Origin of the sequence: Streptomyces longisporus (assembly GCF_039532765.1) — a bacterium.
Lineage (GTDB): Bacteria > Actinomycetota > Actinomycetes > Streptomycetales > Streptomycetaceae > Streptomyces > Streptomyces longisporus.
The window spans coordinates 33,251-52,241 of sequence record NZ_BAAASG010000010.1 but is presented as its reverse complement, the minus strand read 5'-3'; the positions used below and the strand labels follow the sequence as shown (position 1 = coordinate 52,241).

18 protein-coding genes are annotated in these 18,991 nt (G+C 70.4%); 9 read left to right on the top strand and 9 right to left on the bottom strand.

Features of this window, described 5'->3' with window-relative positions; translation table 11 throughout:
* The gene (locus ABD355_RS21350; RefSeq protein ID WP_344402116.1) at positions 1-516 is read right to left on the bottom strand and encodes a GtrA family protein; all 516 of its coding nucleotides are present in this window, start codon (positions 514-516) and stop codon (positions 1-3) included.
* A 196-nt stretch (positions 517-712) separates the two neighbouring features.
* On the opposite strand from ABD355_RS21350, the gene ABD355_RS21345 reads away from it, so the two are divergent.
* The 4 genes from ABD355_RS21345 (at position 713) to ABD355_RS21330 (ending at position 4,879) form a co-directional block, all read left to right on the top strand.
* Positions 713-1,852 (top strand): 5-(carboxyamino)imidazole ribonucleotide synthase, encoded by a 1,140-nt coding sequence (locus tag ABD355_RS21345; RefSeq protein WP_344402115.1) that lies wholly within the window; start codon positions 713-715, stop codon positions 1,850-1,852.
* Positions 1,849-2,376 (top strand): 5-(carboxyamino)imidazole ribonucleotide mutase, encoded by a 528-nt coding sequence (gene purE, locus ABD355_RS21340; RefSeq protein ID WP_344402114.1) that lies wholly within the window; start codon positions 1,849-1,851, stop codon positions 2,374-2,376. The genes ABD355_RS21345 and purE overlap by 4 nt, the downstream gene beginning before the upstream one ends.
* A gap of 5 nt (positions 2,377-2,381) precedes the next feature.
* Complete coding sequence (locus ABD355_RS21335; protein WP_344402113.1) at positions 2,382-3,566, top strand: dipeptidase; 1,185 nt, start codon at positions 2,382-2,384, stop codon at positions 3,564-3,566.
* Positions 3,567-3,748: 182 nt separating this feature from the next.
* The gene (locus ABD355_RS21330) at positions 3,749-4,879 is read left to right on the top strand and encodes a dipeptidase (RefSeq protein ID WP_344402112.1); all 1,131 of its coding nucleotides are present in this window, start codon (positions 3,749-3,751) and stop codon (positions 4,877-4,879) included.
* Here ABD355_RS21330 and ABD355_RS21325 read toward each other — a convergent pair.
* Together ABD355_RS21325 and ABD355_RS21320 are read right to left on the bottom strand one after the other, a co-directional pair.
* On the bottom strand, positions 4,866-5,255 hold the full coding sequence (locus tag ABD355_RS21325) for a VOC family protein (RefSeq protein ID WP_344402111.1): 390 nt from the start codon (positions 5,253-5,255) through the stop codon (positions 4,866-4,868). The genes ABD355_RS21330 and ABD355_RS21325 overlap by 14 nt on opposite strands.
* A gap of 14 nt (positions 5,256-5,269) precedes the next feature.
* Positions 5,270-5,629: a VOC family protein gene (locus tag ABD355_RS21320; RefSeq protein ID WP_344402109.1), complete on the bottom strand. Its 360-nt coding sequence runs from the start codon at positions 5,627-5,629 to the stop codon at positions 5,270-5,272.
* Between the two features lie 82 nt (positions 5,630-5,711).
* Between ABD355_RS21320 and ABD355_RS21315 the strand changes: the two genes are divergently transcribed.
* A complete protein-coding gene (locus ABD355_RS21315; protein ID WP_344402108.1) occupies positions 5,712-6,212 on the top strand; it encodes a CGNR zinc finger domain-containing protein in 501 nt (166 codons plus the stop codon).
* A 102-nt stretch (positions 6,213-6,314) separates the two neighbouring features.
* Here ABD355_RS21315 and ABD355_RS21310 read toward each other — a convergent pair whose 3' ends face one another.
* Entirely contained in the window at positions 6,315-7,658 is a 1,344-nt protein-coding gene (locus ABD355_RS21310; protein WP_344402107.1) for a UDP-glucose dehydrogenase family protein, read from the bottom strand.
* A 188-nt stretch (positions 7,659-7,846) separates the two neighbouring features.
* On the opposite strand from ABD355_RS21310, the gene ABD355_RS21305 reads away from it, so the two are divergent.
* Entirely contained in the window at positions 7,847-9,004 is a 1,158-nt protein-coding gene (locus ABD355_RS21305) for an acyl-CoA dehydrogenase (RefSeq protein ID WP_344402106.1), read from the top strand.
* A gap of 77 nt (positions 9,005-9,081) precedes the next feature.
* Here the strand turns inward: ABD355_RS21305 and ABD355_RS21300 are convergent, their stop codons facing one another.
* Positions 9,082-9,648: an acyl-CoA thioesterase gene (locus tag ABD355_RS21300; protein WP_344402104.1), complete on the bottom strand. Its 567-nt coding sequence runs from the start codon at positions 9,646-9,648 to the stop codon at positions 9,082-9,084.
* Between the two features lie 119 nt (positions 9,649-9,767).
* On the opposite strand from ABD355_RS21300, the gene ABD355_RS21295 reads away from it, so the two are divergent.
* Together ABD355_RS21295 and ABD355_RS21290 are read left to right on the top strand one after the other, a co-directional pair.
* Entirely contained in the window at positions 9,768-11,066 is a 1,299-nt protein-coding gene (locus tag ABD355_RS21295; protein ID WP_344402103.1) for an LCP family protein, read from the top strand.
* The gene (locus ABD355_RS21290; RefSeq protein ID WP_344402102.1) at positions 11,059-11,685 is read left to right on the top strand and encodes an HAD family hydrolase; all 627 of its coding nucleotides are present in this window, start codon (positions 11,059-11,061) and stop codon (positions 11,683-11,685) included. Before ABD355_RS21295 ends, ABD355_RS21290 begins: the two co-directional genes overlap by 8 nt.
* A 629-nt stretch (positions 11,686-12,314) precedes the next feature.
* On the opposite strand, the gene ABD355_RS21285 is transcribed toward ABD355_RS21290, so the two are convergent.
* Both ABD355_RS21285 and ABD355_RS21280 read right to left on the bottom strand, forming a co-directional pair.
* Positions 12,315-12,677, bottom strand: coding sequence for a four-helix bundle copper-binding protein (locus tag ABD355_RS21285; protein ID WP_344402101.1), 363 nt, complete (start codon positions 12,675-12,677; stop codon positions 12,315-12,317).
* A 169-nt stretch (positions 12,678-12,846) separates the two neighbouring features.
* Entirely contained in the window at positions 12,847-14,328 is a 1,482-nt protein-coding gene (locus ABD355_RS21280) for an LCP family protein (RefSeq protein ID WP_486388677.1), read from the bottom strand.
* Between the two features lie 127 nt (positions 14,329-14,455).
* On the opposite strand from ABD355_RS21280, the gene ABD355_RS21275 reads away from it, so the two are divergent.
* A complete protein-coding gene (locus ABD355_RS21275) occupies positions 14,456-15,505 on the top strand; it encodes a glycosyltransferase family 2 protein (RefSeq protein ID WP_344402099.1) in 1,050 nt (349 codons plus the stop codon).
* A 7-nt stretch (positions 15,506-15,512) separates the two neighbouring features.
* Here ABD355_RS21275 and ABD355_RS21270 read toward each other — a convergent pair whose 3' ends face one another.
* Positions 15,513-17,096: an LCP family protein gene (locus ABD355_RS21270; protein WP_344402098.1), complete on the bottom strand. Its 1,584-nt coding sequence runs from the start codon at positions 17,094-17,096 to the stop codon at positions 15,513-15,515.
* Between the two features lie 208 nt (positions 17,097-17,304).
* Positions 17,305-18,921: an LCP family protein gene (locus ABD355_RS21265; protein WP_344402097.1), complete on the bottom strand. Its 1,617-nt coding sequence runs from the start codon at positions 18,919-18,921 to the stop codon at positions 17,305-17,307.
* Positions 18,922-18,991: the final 70 nt, after the last annotated feature.

The window sequence follows — 18,991 nt, the reverse complement described above, 5'->3', positions numbered from 1 at the left end:
TCAGCTGACGCGCGCCTTGGGCTTGGGTCGGCGGGCCTCGGCTATTTCGGCTTCTTCCAGGATCGATTCGGCGTCGGCGACGGCCTCGTGGGCGGGCAGGGCCTTGAACACCCACGAGCGGTACGACCAGAAGCGGAACAGCGTGCCGAGTCCGATGCCGACGACCTTGAAGATGTTGCGCTGCAGCGAGCTGTCCCAGCCGAAGCCGTAGATGGCCGCGTACAGGATGCCGTTCTCGATCACCAGGCCGACCGCGCTGAAGGCCAGGAAGAGGGAGAGCTCCTTCGTCCGGGCGCTCTTGTCGCGGTCACGGTAGGTGAAGTAGCGGAACCCCAGGTAGTTGACGCCGATCGCGACCACGGTGGCGATCACGTTGGCGCGTACGGCCTGCAGGCTCGTGAGGTGCCAGAGCAGATTGGAGACTCCGAAGTTCACGACGGTGCCCAGGGCACCCACCGCACCGAACTTCGCTACCTCGTGTGCGAGCCTTCGCAGCCCGGCGGAACCATGTCCCATGGCCGTGCAGGCCCCCATTCGGTCGGTTTCGTCAACCCAGCCATGCTAACCACCCGCCTTCTCAAACGCGTGTCGTTGCGTTCACAGACGGGATAGAGGTGGGGAAGAGCACAGGAAAAGCCCGGAAAGGCGGGAGTAAGAGGCCGTGGAAAAGGCCGGAAACCGGCCGACGTGGCGTGGCCGATACCCTAGGGGCGTGACGTTCCCGGTAGTCGGCATGGTCGGCGGAGGCCAGCTCGCTCGTATGACACACGAGGCAGGCATCCCGCTCGGCATCAGGTTCAAGCTTCTCAGTGACACCCCTCAGGACTCCGCGGCGCAGGTCGTCGGCGATGTCGTCATCGGCGACTATCGCGACCTCGACACGCTGCGTGAGTTCGCGAGGGGCTGCGATGTGATCACTTTCGATCACGAACACGTGCCCACCGAGCACCTCAGGGCGCTGGAGGCGGACGGCATCCCCGTGCGCCCGGGCCCCGACGCGCTCGTGCACGCCCAGGACAAGGGCGTGATGCGCGCGCGGCTCGATGCGATCGGTGTGCCGTGCCCGCGGCACCGGATCGTGACCGATCCGGCGGACGTGGCCGCCTTCGCGGCGGAGGGCGACGGCTTCCCCGTCGTCCTCAAGACCGTCCGCGGCGGCTACGACGGCAAGGGCGTGTGGGTCGTCGACGACGTCACCGAGGCCGAGGACCCGTTCCGCGCGGGCGTCCCGGTCCTCGCCGAGGAGAAGGTCGACTACGTACGGGAGCTGGCGGCGAACGTCGTGCGCTCCCCGCACGGCCAGGCGGTCGCCTACCCGGTCGTCGAGTCCCAGCAGGTGAACGGCGTGTGCGACACCGTGATCGCGCCCGCTCCCGAGCTGGAGGAGGCCCTCGCCCTGCGGGCGGAGGAGATGGCGCTGCGCATCGCCAAGGAACTGGACGTCGTCGGCCATCTCGCCGTCGAGCTGTTCCAGACCCGCGACGGCCGCATCCTCGTCAACGAGCTCGCGATGCGCCCGCACAACTCCGGCCACTGGACCCAGGACGGGGCCGTGACCTCGCAGTTCGCCAACCATGTCCGCGCGGTCCTCGACCTCCCGCTCGGCGACCCGCGCCCGCGCGCCAAATGGACCGTCATGGTCAATGTGCTGGGCGGCGACTACCCGGACATGTACTCCGCGTATCTGCACTGCATGGCCCGCGACCCGCAGCTGAAGATCCACATGTACGGCAAGGACGTGAAGCCCGGCCGCAAGGTGGGCCACGTCAACACCTACGGCGACGACCTGGACGACGTTCTCGAACGCGCACGTCACGCTGCCGGCTACCTGAGAGGCACGATCACCGAATGAGCCCCGTTGTAGGCATCGTCATGGGTTCGGACTCCGACTGGCCCGTCATGGAGGCCGCCGCCCAGGCCCTCGACGAGTTCGAGATCGACTACGAGGTCGACGTCGTCTCCGCGCATCGCATGCCGCGCGAGATGATCACGTACGGCGAGCAGGCCGCCGAGCGGGGACTCAAGGTGATCATCGCGGGCGCCGGGGGTGCCGCTCACCTCCCCGGGATGCTCGCCTCCGTCACCCCGCTGCCGGTCATCGGCGTCCCGGTGCCGCTGAAGTACCTGGACGGCATGGACTCCCTCCTGTCGATCGTGCAGATGCCGGCCGGTGTGCCCGTCGCGACCGTGTCCGTCGCCGGCGCCCGCAACGCGGGCCTGCTCGCGGCCCGCATCCTGGCCACGCAGGACGAGGAGCTGCTCGGTCGCATGCGGGAGTTCCAGCAGGAACTGAACGACCAGGCCACCGAGAAGGGCAAGCGCCTGCGCGCCAAGGTCGAGGGGTCCAGCGGCTTCGGCTTCGGCTCGCGGAAGTGACGGCGATGACCTCCGCCTCGTCGGCGGCGGCCAGGGAACTGCTCGCCGAGTTCCCGGTCGTCGACGGCCACAACGACCTGCCCTGGGCGCTGCGCAAGCAGGTCCGCTACGACCTGGACGCCCGCGACATCGCCGTACACCAGAACGCCCATCTGCACACCGACATCCCGCGCCTGCGCGAGGGCGGCGTCGGTGCGCAGTACTGGTCGGTGTACGTCCGCTCCGATCTGCCGGACGCGGTGCCCGCGACGCTCGAACAGATCGACTGCGTACGGCAGTTGCTCGCGCGCTACCCGGCGGACCTGGCGCCGGCGCTGACGGCCGCCGACATGGAGGCGGCGCGCAGGGACGGCCGTATCGCCTCCCTCATGGGGGCGGAGGGCGGGCACTCCATCGCCTGCTCGCTCGGTACGCTGCGCGGCCTGTACGGGCTGGGCGTGCGCTACATGACGCTCACCCACAACGACAACAACCCGTGGGCGGACTCGGCGACCGACGAGCCCCATGTTGGCGGGCTCACGGCCTTCGGGCGCGAGGTGGTCCGGGAGATGAACCGGCTCGGCATGCTGGTCGACCTCTCGCACGTCGCGGCGACGACGATGCGGGACGCGCTGGACGCCACGTCCGCGCCGGTGATCTTCTCCCACTCCTCCTCCCGGGCCGTCTGCGACCACCCGCGCAACATCCCGGACGACGTGCTGGAGCGGCTGCCCGGGAACGGCGGCGTGGCGATGGTGACGTTCGTGCCGAAGTTCGTGCTCCAGGCGGCCGTGGACTGGACGGCCGCCGCGGACGAGAACCTGCGTACCCACGGCTTCCACCACCTCGACACGACCCCCGAGGCGATGAAGCTGCACCGCGCCTTCGAGGAGCGCACCCCGCGCCCGGTCGCCACGGTCTCCACGGTTGCCGACCACCTGGACCACATGCGTGAGGTCGCCGGCATCGACCACCTGGGCATCGGCGGCGACTACGACGGCACGGCCTTCACCCCCGACGGCCTGAACGACGTCTCGGGCTACCCGAACCTGATCGCCGAGCTGCTGGACCGCGGCTGGTCGAAGCCCGACCTGGCCAAGCTGACCTGGCAGAACTCGGTACGGGTGCTGGGCGCGGCGGAGGACGTGGCCCGCGAGCTCCAGGCGACCCGCCCGCCGTCCAACGCGACGATCGAGTCGCTGGACGGCTGACCGCCCGGGGCGGGGTGGTCGGTGCAGCCGTACGCCCCGCCCGACGAGGTCATCGAGGCGGCTCAGGAGCGCTGAGCCGGGTCCCGTACCCCCGAACGCCCCACTCATCAGGAAGCGCCCCGCGCCCCCGTGCGACGGTGACCGTACCCCTTGGGGACGATTCACGACGTACGGAGCCCGCCATGGCAGACCTCCAGGACGACGAACTGCAGACCATCGGGGAGCTTGACGGCATCGGCCTGCCGGACCCCTTCCAGGCCGGGTCCTACCAGCCCGTCTCCGATCCGGGCGCCGACCCCGTGGAGCGCGCCCATGCCATCCTCGCCGTCCATCCCGTCGCCGACGGTTACAACGGGCTCCCCTGGGCCCTCAGGCATCTGTCCTGGTACGACCTGGAACTCGGCGAGAGCGATGTCGAGACGGATGTGCCACGGCTGCACGAGGGGCATGTCGGCATGCTGTTCGGGTCGCTGCACCTGCCGGAGGGCATCGACGGCGACCGGATCGTCGCGGTGACCCTGGAGCAGCTGGACCTCGTGAACATCGTGGCGCGCGCCCACCCCGAGGGGCTGCGCCTCGTCTGCACCGCCGGACAGGCCACCGACGCCCACAACTGCGGCCGTATCGCCGTGCTGCTCGGCCCCGCCGAAGCCGCCGCGCTCGGCGACTCCCTCGGCATCCTGCGCGCCCTGCACACCCTCGGCCTGCGTGTCCTCACCCTGTCCGGGGTGTCCTGGGCGAGCGAGGACGGGCTCACCCGGTTCGGCGAGGAGGTCCTGCGGGAGATGAACCGGCTCGGTGTGCTCGCCGACCTCTCCGGTGCCTCCTCCGACACGGTCCGCCGCACCCTGGCGGTCTCCAGGGCGCCGGTCCTGTTCACCCGCTCCGCCTCCGCCACGCTGCGCCCCCACCCTGCCAACCTCTCCGACGACCTGCTCACCCGGCTGGGGGCCGCCAAGGGCCTGTGCATGGTGCCGCTGACGCCGGACCAGACGGGTCCGTCCGTCCGCGACGTCGCCGACCACCTCGACCATGTGCGCGAGGTGGCGGGCCCGGACTGTGTGGGCCTGTCCGGCACCTACGACGCGGGCACCGCCCACCCCCAGGACCTGGGCGACACCTCCTGCTACCCGCGCCTCATCGCCGAACTTCTGGACCGCGGCTGGTCCGAACCCGATGTCGCCCTGCTGACCTGGGGAAACGTGCAGCGCGTGCTGCGTACGGCCGACTTCACGGCCCGCGCGCTCCAGGAGCGCAGGGAGCCCTCGACGGCGACGATCGCGCAGGCCGACGGCCGGTCTACGGTTCGCTGATCCGGCACAGGCAGAACGGATGCCCGGCCGGGTCGGCGTACACCTGGAAGTCCTTCTTCTCCCGGTCCTCCAGGTCCAGCGGCCGCGCCCCCAGCGCCAGCACCTTCTCGTGCGCCGCGTCGATCTCCTCCCAGGTCGACCCGGCGTCGAAGTCGAGGTGGAACTGCTGCGAGTTGCGGTCCGCACGCGGCCACTCGGGCGGGGTGAGGCCCTGAGCCCGCTGGAAGGCGAGCCGGGGGCCGCCGGGGATGTGCAGGACGACCCAGTCGGGGTCCTCCTCCTCGGGGGTACCGCCCGCGACACCCGCGTAGAAGCGGGCGAGTGCTTGCGGGTCGGGGCAGTCGAGCATGACGGAGCGGAAGCGGGCCACTGGCATGGTGTCCTCCCGGTTCAGCAGGCGCAGAGACAGAACGGGTGCCCGGCCGGATCCGCGTAAACCCGCCAGGTGCGCGAGCGGTCGTCGGCGTCCAGCGGCTTGGCGCCGAGCGCCAGCACGTCCGCCTCGGCCGCGTCCAGGTCCTCGACCGTCAGGTCCAGGTGGAACTGCTGCGAGTGGTCGGGCGCGGGCCACTCGGGGGCGACGAAACCGGGGGAGGCCTGGAAGGCCAGCGCCCGGCCGTCGGGGGTGGTGAGGTCCGCCCAGCCGTCCTCCGTCTCGACGGTGCCGCCCAGTACCCCGGCGTAGAACCCGGCCAGTGCGCTCGGGTCGGGACAGTCCAGGACGACGGCGCCCAGTTTGGCGAGAGCCATGACTTCCTCCTGCGTTACCTGTAGATGGGGTTATGCAGTAACGGTTACTGCATGCTGCCTCATTGGAGGTAACGTCGCAAGCATGAGTGAGAGATCGGCCGCGCCGGGGAGCCTGGTCCTCGTCGAGTCCCTGGTGAACACGCTGGACCTCGAGTCCGGGGCCGACGCGCTGGACACGGCGGACGGCCGGGCGCGGTTCGGTCTCGCGGAGGGCGAGCTGGCGGCCGCGCGCGAGCTGCGCGAGTCACTGCGCGCCGTGCTGCTCGCCCACGCCGGTCATCCGCCGCACGCCCCGGTGACCCCCCTGGGCGAGCTGCTGGCCTCGGCGCCCCTGCGCCTGACCGTCGACCCCGCGGACGGCTCGGCAGCCCTGGCACCCGCCGACGCGGAGCCCCTGCTCTCCCGCGTCGCCGCCGCCGTCGCCGAGTCCCTCGTCGCCGGTACCTGGCCGCGCCTGAAGGCCTGCGAGTCGTCCACCTGCCACTGGGCGTACTACGACCGCAGCCCGGCCGGCCGGGGCCGCTGGTGCTCCATGCAGGTGTGCGGGGCACGCGCGAAAATGCGCCGGTACCGTGCGAAGTAGAACGGCGACCCCGCCGCGCGCCGGTGGTGCAGAATGCAACAAGACGCCGGTTCGGCCGACTGAGCCTCGGCCGAACCGGCGTCGTTCATGTTCGTGCGACGCCTAGGCGGTGGGGCGCCCCATCGCGCGGTACGTCCAGCCCGCCGTGCGCCACAGCTCCGGGTCGAGGGCGTTGCGGCCGTCCAGGATCACCCGGGCCGCCGCCACCTCGCCCAGCTGCGCCGGGTCCAGCTCGCGGAACTCCCGCCACTCCGTCAGATGCAGCACCACGTCGGCGCCCCGCACGGCCTCCAGTGCCGTGTCGGCGTAACCCAGTGTCGGGAAGACCTTGCGGGCGTTGTCCATGCCCTTCGGGTCGTACACGGTGACCTGGCCGCCCTGGAGGTGGATCTGACCGGCGACGTTCAGGGCGGGGGAGTCGCGCACGTCGTCCGAGTCGGGCTTGAAGGTGGCGCCGAGCACCGCGACCCGCTTGCCCAGGAAGGGCCCGCCGCCGAGCGCCTGCCGGGCCAGCTCCACCATCTGCCCGCGCTGCCGCATGTTGATCGAGTCGATCTCGCGCAGGAAGGTCAGCGCCTGGTCGGCGCCGAGCTCACCGGCGCGCGCCATGAAGGCCCGGATGTCCTTGGGCAGACAGCCGCCGCCGAACCCGATGCCCGCCCGCAGGAACTTCTTGCCGATCCGGTCGTCGTACCCGATCGCCTCGGCGAGCTTGGTGACGTCGCCGCCGGAGGCCTCGCACATCTCCGCCATCGCGTTGATGAAGGAGATCTTGGTGGCGAGGAAGGAGTTCGCGGAGGTCTTCACCAGCTCGGCGGTCGGGAAGTCGGTGACGACGAACGGCGTCCCCTCGGCGAGCGGCGTCGCGTACACCTCGCGCAGCAGCTTCTCCGCCCGCTCGCTGCGGACGCCGACCACGATCCGGTCGGGGTGCAGGGTGTCGTCGACGGCGAAGCCCTCGCGCAGGAACTCGGGGTTCCAGGCCAGCTCGGCGTCCTCGCCGGCCGGGGAGTTCTCGGCGAGGAAGCGGGCCAGCCGGTCGGCGGACCCCACCGGCACGGTCGACTTGCCGACGACCAGGGCCGGCCCGGTCAGATGCGGGGCGAGCGAGGCGAAGGCGGAGTCGACGTACGACATGTCGCAGGCGTACTCGCCGTGCTTCTGCGGGGTGTTGATGCACAGGAAGTGGACGTCGCCGAAGGCCCCCACCTCGGCCCAGTCCATGGTGACGCGCAGCCGCCCGGTGGATCCCTCGATCCCGGCGACGTGCTTGCGCAGCAGCTCGTCGAGGCCCGGCTCGAACATCGGGGCCTCGCCCCGCGCCAGCTTCTCGATCTTCTCCGGTACGACGTCCAGGGCGAGCACCTCGAAGCCCAGCTCGGCCATCGCGGCGGCGTGCGTCGCGCCGAGATAGCCGGTGCCGATCACGGTGATCCTGAGGGCCATGGGTGCTCCAGAGAGGGACGTGGTGGGTGCCGAGCCGAGCATAGTCGGGCCGTTCCCCGGGCACTTTTCCCGCTGTCGCCAAGCTCACGTATCACTCCCGTGGGCGGCCCCCTAAAATTTGAGTTACTTAACGGTAATTAGCGCCATCACCACAGTGCGTCAGAAGCGTCCTTGGAGCGTGAGAAACCTTGGCCGGATCGGCTGACTTCGACCTGTACCGCCCGTCCGAGGAGCACGACATGCTCCGCGACGCGATCCGTTCACTGGCCGAGGCGAAGATCGCGCCGTACGCCGCCGTCGTGGACGAGGAGGCCCGCTTCCCGCAGGAGGCCCTGGAGGCCCTCGTCGCGAACGACCTGCACGCGGTGCACGTCCCCGAGGAGTACGGCGGCGCGGGCGCCGACGCGCTGGCGACGGTCATCGTGATCGAGGAGGTCGCGCGTGTGTGCGTCTCCTCGTCCCTGATCCCGGCCGTCAACAAGCTGGGCTCGCTCCCGGTGATCCTCTCCGGCTCCGAGGAGCTGAAGAAGAAGTACATGGGCCCGCTCGCCAAGGGCGACGCGATGTTCTCGTACTGCCTCTCCGAGCCGGACGCGGGCTCCGACGCGGCCGGCATGAAGACGAAGGCGGTCCGCGACGGCGACCACTGGGTGCTCAACGGCGTCAAGCGCTGGATCACCAACGCCGGTGTCTCCGAGTACTACACGGTGATGGCCGTGACCGACCCGTCCAAGCGCTCGAAGGGCATATCGGCCTTCGTCGTCGAGAAGTCCGACGAGGGCGTCTCCTTCGGCGCCCCGGAGAAGAAGCTCGGCATCAAGGGCTCCCCGACCCGCGAGGTCTACCTCGACAACGTCCGCATCCCCGCCGACCGCATGATCGGCGAGGAGGGCACCGGCTTCGCCACGGCGATGAAGACCCTCGACCACACCCGCATCACGATCGCCGCCCAGGCGCTGGGTGTCGCGCAGGGCGCCCTCGACTACGCCAAGGGCTATGTCCAGGAGCGCAAGCAGTTCGGCAAGCCGATCGCCGACTTCCAGGGCATCCAGTTCATGCTCGCCGACATGGCGATGAAGGTCTCCGCCGCCCGCGCCCTCACCTACCAGGCCGCGGCCGCCTCGGAGCGCGGCGACAAGGACCTGACCTTCCAGGGCGCCGCCGCCAAGTGCTTCGCCTCGGACGTGGCCATGGAGGTCACCACCGACGCGGTGCAGCTGCTCGGCGGGTACGGCTACACCCGTGACTACCCGGTGGAGCGCATGATGCGCGACGCGAAGATCACCCAGATCTACGAGGGCACCAACCAGGTCCAGCGCATCGTGATGGCGCGGAACCTGCCGTAGCACCCCTGCGCGCACACGACAGCCCCCGGCGTCCTGCCGGGGGCTGTTCCGCGTGTGCCTCGATCCTGTGTTCCGGCTCAGTCGTCGAGGCCCTCCGCCGCCCGCTTCTCGCGCAGCTCCACGATCGCCCGCCGCCGCGCCAGCCGATGGGTGCGGCGGATCTGGGCCTCCTGGTAGCGGCGCCGGTCCTTCTCCGTCTCCGGCAGCACCGGCGGCACCCGGCGGGGCTTGCCGTCGGCGTCCACCGCGGCGAAGACCAGATAGGCGGAGCCGACCTGGGTGGGCGGGGTGGACTCGTTCCAGCGCTCGGCCAGGACCCGGACCCCGACCTCCATCGACGTCCGGCCGGTCCAGTTGACCTGCGCCTTCACATGGACCAGATCGCCGACGCGGACCGGCTCCAAGAACGCCATCTCGTCCATCGACGCCGTGACGGCGGGGCCGCCGCTGTGCCGGCCGGCCACCGCGCCCGCCGCATCGTCCACCAGCTTCATGATCACGCCGCCGTGCACCGTGCCCAGCAGATTCGTGTCGTTGTGCGTCATGATGTGACTGAGCGTGGTCCGGGACGCCGAGGTGGGCTTGCCAGGCACCTCCGGTATATCCGAGGTGTCCGATTCCGTGGCGGGGGCCTGGTCTGTCATGGCCTCCACCTTATGCCGAGGCCACATCTGCGGACTTTGTGTTGGCTTCGCAACAGGCGTGCCCTGATTTTCCTACGACCCTTGTGAAGGGCATGGCTGCTCCCGGCACACTGGGCCCCATGAACGATTGGCCCGAGGCATGGTCCGACGACAACCGCAACCGGTACGGACGCGGCAGCGCGAGCGCGCACCCCGAGGGTGCCCGCGCGATGCGGCAGGTCCGCCGGCCTGCCTCGGGCGGGTACGGGGGCCCCGGCCCGTCCGCCCCGCCGTACGGCGGCGGGGTGCCCCAGCAGCCCTCGTACGTCAACGGCCAGGGGTACGGCGGCGACACCGCGGGCGACGGCTACGACAGCGGCTACAACACCGGCCAGGTCTACGGCTCGCCCGGCGGCGGAGGGCCGGGCGGCCCGGGTGACCAGGGCGCGTACCGGCCGCGGCCGAACTGGCGGCGCCGTATCAAGTGGACCGCGATCACGCTGGTCACGGTGCTGGCCGTGACGTCGGTCGCCACGTACTTCTGGGCCGACGGCAAGCTGCACCGGGACGTCGACCTGTCCACGGTCATCGACCGGCCGGCCTCGGGCGACGGCACGAACTACCTCATCGTCGGCTCCGACAGCCGGGCCGGGCTGTCCTCCGCGCAGAAGCAGAAGCTGCACACCGGGTCCGCGGAGGGCAAGCGGACCGACTCGATGATGATCCTGCACGTCGGCAGCAGCGGCGACACGCTGATATCGCTGCCCCGCGACTCGAACGTGACGATCCCCTCCTACAAGGGGTCGACCTCCGGCAAGACCTACCCCGCCACGGGCCGCCAGACGAAGCTGAACGCGACGTACGCAGAGGACGGGCCGACGCTGCTCGTCCGCACGATCGAGGCCAACATGGGCCTGCACATCGACCACTACGTGGAGATCGGCTTCGCCGGCTTCGCGAACATCGTGGACGCGGTCGGCGGTGTCACGCTCACCATCGACAAGGGCTTCAAGGACAAGTACTCGGGCGCCGACTTCAAGGCGGGCACACAGACGCTGAACGGCGAGCAGGCCCTCGCCTTCGTCCGTACCCGGCACGCCTTCGCCACCTCCGACCTGCAGCGCACGAAGAACCAGCAGAAGTTCCTCTCCGCGCTGGCGCACCAGGTGGCCACCCCGTCAACCGTCATGAACCCCTTCAAGCTGTACCCGACGATGGGCGCGGGTCTGGACTCGCTCACCGTCGACAAGGACATGAGCCTGTGGGACCTGGCGTCCATGTTCTGGGCGATGAAGGGCGTCAGCGGCGGTGACGGCACGTCGATGAACATGCCGATCTCCGGCTCCGTCGGCGGCAACCTCGTCTGGGACAAGGCGAAGGTCAAGACGCTGGTGGACGAGCTGAACAACGACCAGAAGGTCACGGTCTCGGGTGGCTGAGCGGCCTGGCAGAGCACCGTTCGACGCGGTGCTCTGCGACGTGGACAACGTGATCCGGTCCTACGACCCCTCCGGGCTGCACGCCCTGGAGCGGGCCGCCGGGCTCGCCGAGGGCACCACCGCGAAGGTCGCCTTCGCGCCGGAGACCGGGCTGCCGGTGCTGCTGGGCCGGGTCGACCTGCAGGAGTGGGTGCAGGCGATCGCCGAGGGCCTCGCCGGGCTGGTCCCGCAGGCCACGGCCTGGGACCTGGGCACGGCCCTGCTGGAGTCGCCCTTCTCGGCCGACGAGACGGTGGTCTCGCTGCTGCGGCGGGCGCGCACCCGGGTGCCGCTCGTCCTCGTCAGCAACGCCACCGTCCGCCTGGAGGACGACCTCACCGCGCTCGGCCTCGCCGACCTGGCGGACGAGGTCGTCAACAGCGCCCGCGTAGGCCTCGCCAAGCCGGACCCCCGCATCTACCGCCTGGCAGCCGACCTGGCGGGCACCCGCCCCGAACGCTGCCTCTTCATCGACGACACCGAGGAAAACACCGAGGCGGCGGCAGCCCTGGGAATGCAGCCGGTCCACTACCACACGGCGGCAGACCTGCAACGGGCGCTCGAACCGCTGTTCACATAACAGCCCCGCAGCCTGCGGGCACTCGCGCCCCCGCCCCCTGCGGCACCCGCGCCTCCGCCCCCCTGCGGCACCCGCGCCTCCGCCCCCCTGCGGCACCCGCGCCTCCGCAGCCCTGCGGGCACTCGCGCCGTCTCCGCAGCCCTGTGGGCGTGCGTTGTCTCCCGTTGTCCTGTGGGCGTGCGCCGTCTCCGGTTGTCCTGTGGGCGTGCGCCGTCTCCCGTTGCCCTGTGGGCGTGTGCGCCGTCCCCGTAGCCCCGCGGGCACTCGCGCCCCCGTAGCCCTGCGGGCGTTCGCGCCGTCCCCGTAGCCCCGCGGGCACTCGCGCCCCCGTAGCCCTGCGGGCGTTCGCGCCGTCCCCGTAGCCCTGCGGGCAGCCGCGGCGCCGTGGCGGCCGGGGCACTCGTGCTCCCGTAGCCTGCGGGCATTCGTGCCGCTTAGGGCGGCACGGGTGGGCGCAGGCGGCACCCCGAACCGCCGGGCCGCGCACCGCCCCCGGCCTGCACCCCGCACCGCCGGGCCACGCCCCCGTCACGGCCTGCACCGACGCCGGGTGCCGCGCAACGCGCCGCCTCGCACATGACCAAGGGCACCCACCGCGCGGGTGCCCTTGATCCACGCTCAGACAGGCGTCACATCGTGGCGCCCGACATCGCACGGCACATCTCGGCACACCGCCGACACGCCTCCGCGCACCGCATCATCTGCTTGTCGTCCGGCATGCTCATACACGCCTCCGCACACATGTCGCACGCCTTGGCGCACATCGCGCACATCTCGGCCGACATCGGCGAGCGGCGCATCATCATGTCCGCGCACATGCGGGTCGTCTCGGAGCAGTCCATGAGCGCACGCATGATCTGCATCTGGGCCTGCCCGCCCATCTGCATGCAGGAGCTCATGGTCTCCTCGCAGATGCTGTGGCAGGACATGCACGCCTGGACGCAGTCCTGCATCTCCTTGCTCATGGCGGTCATGGTTCCGGGCTGGGTCATGGCTCCTCCTGAGAGGCAGAGGGGCCCGGGGGTGGGCCCCGTGCCCTTCTGTTCCTACGCCTGCCGGGCCCCGCGCGCCATCGGGCGGACGCCAATAATCCGCACCTTATGCCGCACAGTGCGCGACCCGCGACATTCCGTCACGGATCGCGGCACAGGGCCGTTCGGGTTACGAGCACATCTCCTGGTCGCCCGTCATCACCCCGGGCTCCCCCTGGTCCGCGGCCTCCGCCCGCACCCGCCGCACCTGCTTGAAGTCGGCCCCCGCGATCACCTTCAACGTCGGCCCGAGCCCCGGCACCTCCCGCAGCTCGCTGCCCGGCAGCGCGGTGGCCAGCGCTTTCGCGGAGCGGTCCCACCCGGGGTCGTAGACGATGACCGTCCGCTTCAGGCCGTGGTCGTCCGCGTCCGCCGGCACCCGTGTCGTGCGAAACCCCGTCGCCGCCAGCGCGGCGTCCACGCGCTTGCCGAGCCCCTCCGTGGCCGTGCCGTTCTCGACCTGGACGTGGATCTGCTGCGGGTCCACCTCGACCGGCACCGGCTGGGGGCGGGACGGGCGCGCGGCCAGCGGCTTGTCGTCGCGCAGCGACTGGAAGAGACGGTCGGCCTTGGCCGTGTCCCATTTCAGCGTCTCGCCGACGCCCGGCACGACGTACCCCATCTGCCCGATGGGCACGGTCGTGAACTCGGAGGACGAGGGGGAGAAGTTGCGCATCGCCCGCCCGAGGTCCAGCAACTCGTCCGTGCCGAAACCCTTGTCCGCGCGCACCGACCCCAGCACGGCCCGTGTCACGTCCCGGAACTTCATCGGGTTCAGCAGGATCCCGGAGGAGGTGGCCCGCTCGATGAGCGCCGCCAGGAACCGCTGCTGGCGCTTCATCCGGCCGAGGTCGGAGTCCGCGTCGACATGCCTGGCCCGCACGAACTGCAGGGCCTGTCCGCCGTTGAGGACATGCGTCCCGGCGGGCAGGTCGAGTCCGGTGTAGGTGTCCTTGAGGGGGAAGGCGGTGCAGACGGAGACTCCGCCGAGCACGTCCACCGTCTTCATGAAGCTGGTGAAGTCGACCTCCAGATAGTGGTCGATCTTCACATGGGTCATGTCCTCGACGGTCTGGACGGTGAGGTTCGGGCCGCCCTCCGCGTACGCCGCGTTGATCTTGATGGGGTGGCCGGGGATCCGTTTCCCGGTCTTCTGGTCGGTGTGCGTGGGCGTCATGGCGTACGAGTCGCGCGGCAGGCTCACCACGGTCGCCCGCTCGCGGTCCGCCGAGATGTGCACGATCATCATCGTGTCGGTGCAGTGGCAGGGCTCGCCGCCCAGGTGGTAGCGGTGCCGCTCCTCGTCGCTGATCCGGTCGCGGCCGTCGGTGCCGACCAGCAGGACGTTCATGCCGTGACCGGCCTTGGGGCGGTTCTTCATGTCCTTGAACGGGTCGACGCGCGCGATACCCGCGTCCAGGCTGGTCACCACGGCATGCCCGATCCCGGCGGAGGCGAGCACGACCACCGAGAGGGTCGTCGCCGCCCGCATCACCCAGCGCGGCTTCCTCCGTGGCACGGGCGGTCGCGGCCCGCGCGGCGGCGGGGTGCGCACGGGCTGGGGCCGGCGCTGCGGAGGGGCGGGCGCGGCGGACCGAGGCTGCGTGGGCAAGGCGGACACCTCCGGGCGACGGCCGTACGTGGGACCGTGAGCACCGTAGGCCGATACGATCTGAAGCCCGGGCCACCGCCCCGGCGGGGCGCAAAGGTGTCCCCCGTTCGCGGTAACGTAACGGGCGATGAACGCCAACCCCGACGCGCCGCTCCCCGCCGTTTCTGTGATCATGCCTGTCCTCGACGAGGAGCGGCATCTGCGCGGAGCCGTCCAAGCGATCCTCGCGCAGGAGTACGCCGGCGAGATGGAGGTCGTCCTCGCCCTCGGTCCGTCCAAGGACCGCACGGACGAGATCGCCGCCGAGCTCGTGGCCTCGGATCCGCGCGTGCACACCGTCCCCAACCCGGCGGGGCGTACGCCCGCCGCCCTCAACGCCGCGATCAAGGCCTCCCGGCACCCGATCGTCGTCCGCGTCGACGGGCACGGCATGCTCTCGCCGAACTACATCGCGACGGCCGTACGGCTCCTGGAGGAGACCGGCGCGCAGAACGTCGGCGGCATCATGCACGCCGAGGGCGAGAACGACTGGGAGCACGCGGTCGCCGCCGCCATGACCTCGAAGATCGGCGTCGGCAACGCAGCCTTCCACACCGGTGGCGAGGCCCAGGCGGCCGAGACCGTCTATCTCGGGGTGTTCCGGCGTGAGGCGCTGGAGCAGCAGGGCGGGTACAACGAGGAGTTCATCCGCGCCCAGGACTGGGAGCTGAACTTCCGCATCCGGGAGGCCGGCGGGCTGATCTGGTTCTCGCCGGAGCTGAAGGTGTCGTACCGCCCGCGGCCGTCGGTCAGGGCCCTCGCCAAGCAGTACAAGGACTACGGCCGCTGGCGGCACGTCGTCGCCCGCTACCACGAGGGCTCGATCAACCTGCGCTACCTCGCGCCGCCGACGGCGGTCCTCGCGATCGCGGCCGGCCTCGTGGTCGGCGCGCTCCTGACGCCCTGGGGCTTCGTGGTCCCCGGCGGCTACCTCGCGGCGATAGCCCTGGGGTCCGTGCCGGCGGGCAAGGGGCTCCCGCTGAAGGCACGGCTGCAGATCCCGGTCGCCCTCGCGACCATGCACATGTCCTGGGGCTGGGGCTTCCTGACCAGCCCCAAGGCGCTCGCGAAGAAGGTCATCGCCTCCCGCCGCCCCGCGGTGCTCGCCTCCAACCGAGCCCGCGGAGCCTCCCGTTGAGCCCGGGCTACCAGGTGTAGCCCGGGTTCACGTGCATGCACTGCTTCTTGTCCGAGCCGTTGATGACCTGCGCGGACGAGGGCGTCCTGTCGTCGTCCTCCGGGGCCGTGTATGTCGTGCCGGTGCGCCAGTCGGCGCCGACGACCAGTGTGATCGCGGAGACGGCGGTCGACTTCTGCACCGAACTCAGCGGAACCCCCAGCGACTTGGCGATGCGCTGAGCATCGCCCTCCAGGTCCGCGCCGGGATAGCGGATCACCGTCTTCTCCTCGCTGAGGACCGTCGCGGTGTCCGCCACCGCCTCGGTGAACCCCTTGCCGACCAGCAGCTGCGCGATCGTGCGCGCCCGTCCGGAGACCGCGGGCTGCGTGCCGGACCTGGTGCCGTTCTGCACCTGTACGGCGATCTTGTCGTCCGCCGCGGCCGGGTCCGAGGAGGCCTTCGCACCGGCGGACTTCTTCTTGCCCTTGCCGTCCAGCGCGATGTCCTCGCGGACGAGCCGGAACAGCTTCGCCGCGTCACCCGGCCTCGGCACGACCCGGCCGCTGTTGGTCGTGGAGTACTGCCAGGGCATCGTCGTCATGGTGATGCGCTTGGTGGGGACCTTCCTGAGCTCCTTGCTCAGGTCGTACAGCTTCGCCACCGTGCCGAGGCCGTTGTCGACGGTCAGCGCCTTGGTGGCCGTCTCGGCGAGCTTGCGCAGCTCGTTCGGGTTGCCGAGCGTGGCGTTCTCGCGCAGCTGACGGACCATCGCGTTCATGTACTGGTGCTGGGCCTTGGCCCGGGCGATGTCCGTGTTGTCCTCGAAGCCGTACCGCGTGCGCAGCCACTGCAGGGCCTGGACGCCCTTGACGTACGTGGTGCCCTCCTTGAGCTTCAGGCCCGAGCCGTGGCCGTCGGAGGACTTGGAGTACACGTTGGCGTCCACACAGACCGGTACGCCGCCGATGGCGTCGGCCATGGACACCACGCCCGCGAAGTCGATCATCATGAAGTGGTCGATGTGGATGTCGGTCAGCTTCTCCCAGGTCGCCACCGTGCAGCCGGGACCACCGCGGCCCAGGGAGTCGTTGGTGATCGCCGAGGTGAGTGCCCCGTAGACCTTGCCGTTGTCGGGGTCCGTGCACTTGGGGATGTCGACGAGGGTGTCGCGCGGCATGCTGACGACCGACATGTTGGTGCGGTCCGCCGAGACGTGCAGCAGCATCTGCACGTCGGCGCGTGGCGCGGTGTTGAAGGTGTCCTTGGCGCCGCCGAGCTTCTGGTTCTCCTTGGAGTCCCGGGCGTCGGAGCCGATCAGCAGGATGTTCAGCGGCGTCTGGCCGGCCGCGTTGGCCTTCGACTCGGCCGCCCTGTCCTTCTCGTCGCCGAGGTTGAGGGCATCCTTCCTGATGTTGGCGTTGAGGTGCTGGTAGTAGAGATAAGCGGCCCCCGCCGTGCCGAGTATCACCACCGCCAGGACGATCGCCGCCCAGCGCAGGACGCGCCGTCTGCGGCGCTTCCCCTCGCCGCCCGGGCCCTTTCTGCGTCTGCCTCCGCCGTGCCGGCCGTGCTCGGTCGTCGCGTCCGGGTCCCGCGGTGTCAGGGACATCGTGTCCTCGACCGCGGAAACCTTTCCGCGCACACTGCTCCGCCCCAACTCCCTGCCTCCCACCCCTGGACATGCCGAACCTCTCCCTTGCCCGTCCCCCCGGATCAGGCGAATGAGAGGGCGCGCCGCCCCCCTGAAGTCCCTCGGACGTGAGCGCGCCTCATCATTGTGCAGTCACTTGGGAGTTCGCTGTGCGGATCGGTGAAGATCAGACCCAGCGATACGGTCCGTACACGTCCATGCACTGACTCTTGTCCGAGCCGTTGATGGCGTCCGTGTTGCCGGGCAGGTCGCCGGCCTTGGGCTTCGACTGCTTCGGATACGCCGTGCCGGTGCGCCAGTCGGCGCCGACGACGACCGTGACTCCGGAGACGTCCGTCGACTTCTGCACCGAGCTCAGCGGAATCCCCAGGGACTTGGCGATGCGCTGGGCGTCGCCCTCCAGTTCGGCGCTCGGGTAGCGCACGACGGTCCGGTCCGCGGAGAGCCCCGCCGTCGCGTCCTTGGACGCCTTGGTGAAGCCCTGCTGCACCAGCTCCTGCGCGACCGTGCCCGCGCGTCCGACGACCGGGCCGAGGGTGGAGGTCCCGGTGGCGTTCTGCACCACGACACCGATCTCGCCGTCCGGCGCCGAAGGTGCCGTGGTGGCCTCTTCCTTGGCGGTTGTCTTCTTCGCGTCCGAGGCCTTGCCCTTGTTGTCGAGGGGGATGTCGTCGCGGAGCATCTCCCAGAGCTTTGCGGCGCCGGCGCCGTCCGGTATGACGTGGTCGGAGTTCTGCGGGTCCGTGACGTTCGGCATCGTCACCGAGGTGATGCGGTCCGTCGGCACCGACTTGAGCTGCATGCCCAGGTCGTAGAGCTTCTTGACGGTGCCGATCTCCTCGGAGACCTTGAGGGACTTCGTGGCCGCCTCGGCGAGGTCCGTCAGCCGCCCGGTGTCGGTGAAGACGTTCTGGTTCTTCAGCGTGCGGATCATCGAGTTGAGGTACATGTGCTGGGCCCTGGCCCGCATCAGGTCGCTGCCCCAGGCGTGCCGGGTGCGCAGCCACTGCAGAGCCTGCTCGCCCTGGACCTTGTGGGTGCCGGCCGTCAGCTTCAGTCCTGATCCGCCGGGCACGCGGGCCGTCGGGTGGTCCCACACGTTCTGCTTCACACAGACGTCGACGCCGCCGATGGCGTCGGCCATCCGCACCACACCCGAGAAGTCGATCGTCATCCAGTGGTCGATGTAGACCCCGGTCAGCTTCTCCCAGGTGGCCAGCGTGCAGCCGGCACCGCCACGGGCCAGCGACTCGTTGATGATCTTGTTGGTCTCGGGATACGTCGTGCCGGTCTTGGGGTCCCTGCACTTGGGGATCTCGACCCGGGTGTCACGCGGAATGCTCACCATGGCGGCGCTCTTGCGGTCCGCGGAGAGGTGGATCAGCATCTGCACATCGCCCAGCGGCGGGGTGCCGCGGTCGTACCTGGCGCCGCCGAGCCTCACGTTCTCGTCGGAGTTACGGCTGTCCGAGCCGATCAGCAGGATGTTCAGCGGAGTCTGCCCCGCGGCGTTCGGCGCGGTCTTCTGCGCCTTGGCGTCGCCGCTGCTGCGCTCGCCCTTCTGGATGTTGCCGTTGAGGTGCTGGTAGTACAGGTATCCGGCGCCGGCCGTGCCGAGTATCAGCACCGAGAGCGTGGTCGCCGACCATCTGAGCACCCGGCGCCCCCGCCGCGGCCCGCCACTGCCCGGTCTGCCGCGGCGCCCGCCGCCGTCCCGCTCGGGTTCACGAGTGTGCGGAACGCCCCGGAACGTCCCTTCCCCCTGCACGCTGCTCTGCGCCATCTCCCCGTCCTCCCCACCCTGCGCCCATGCATCAGGCCTGTCGTACGCCCTGTTAGACGTACGACAGGCC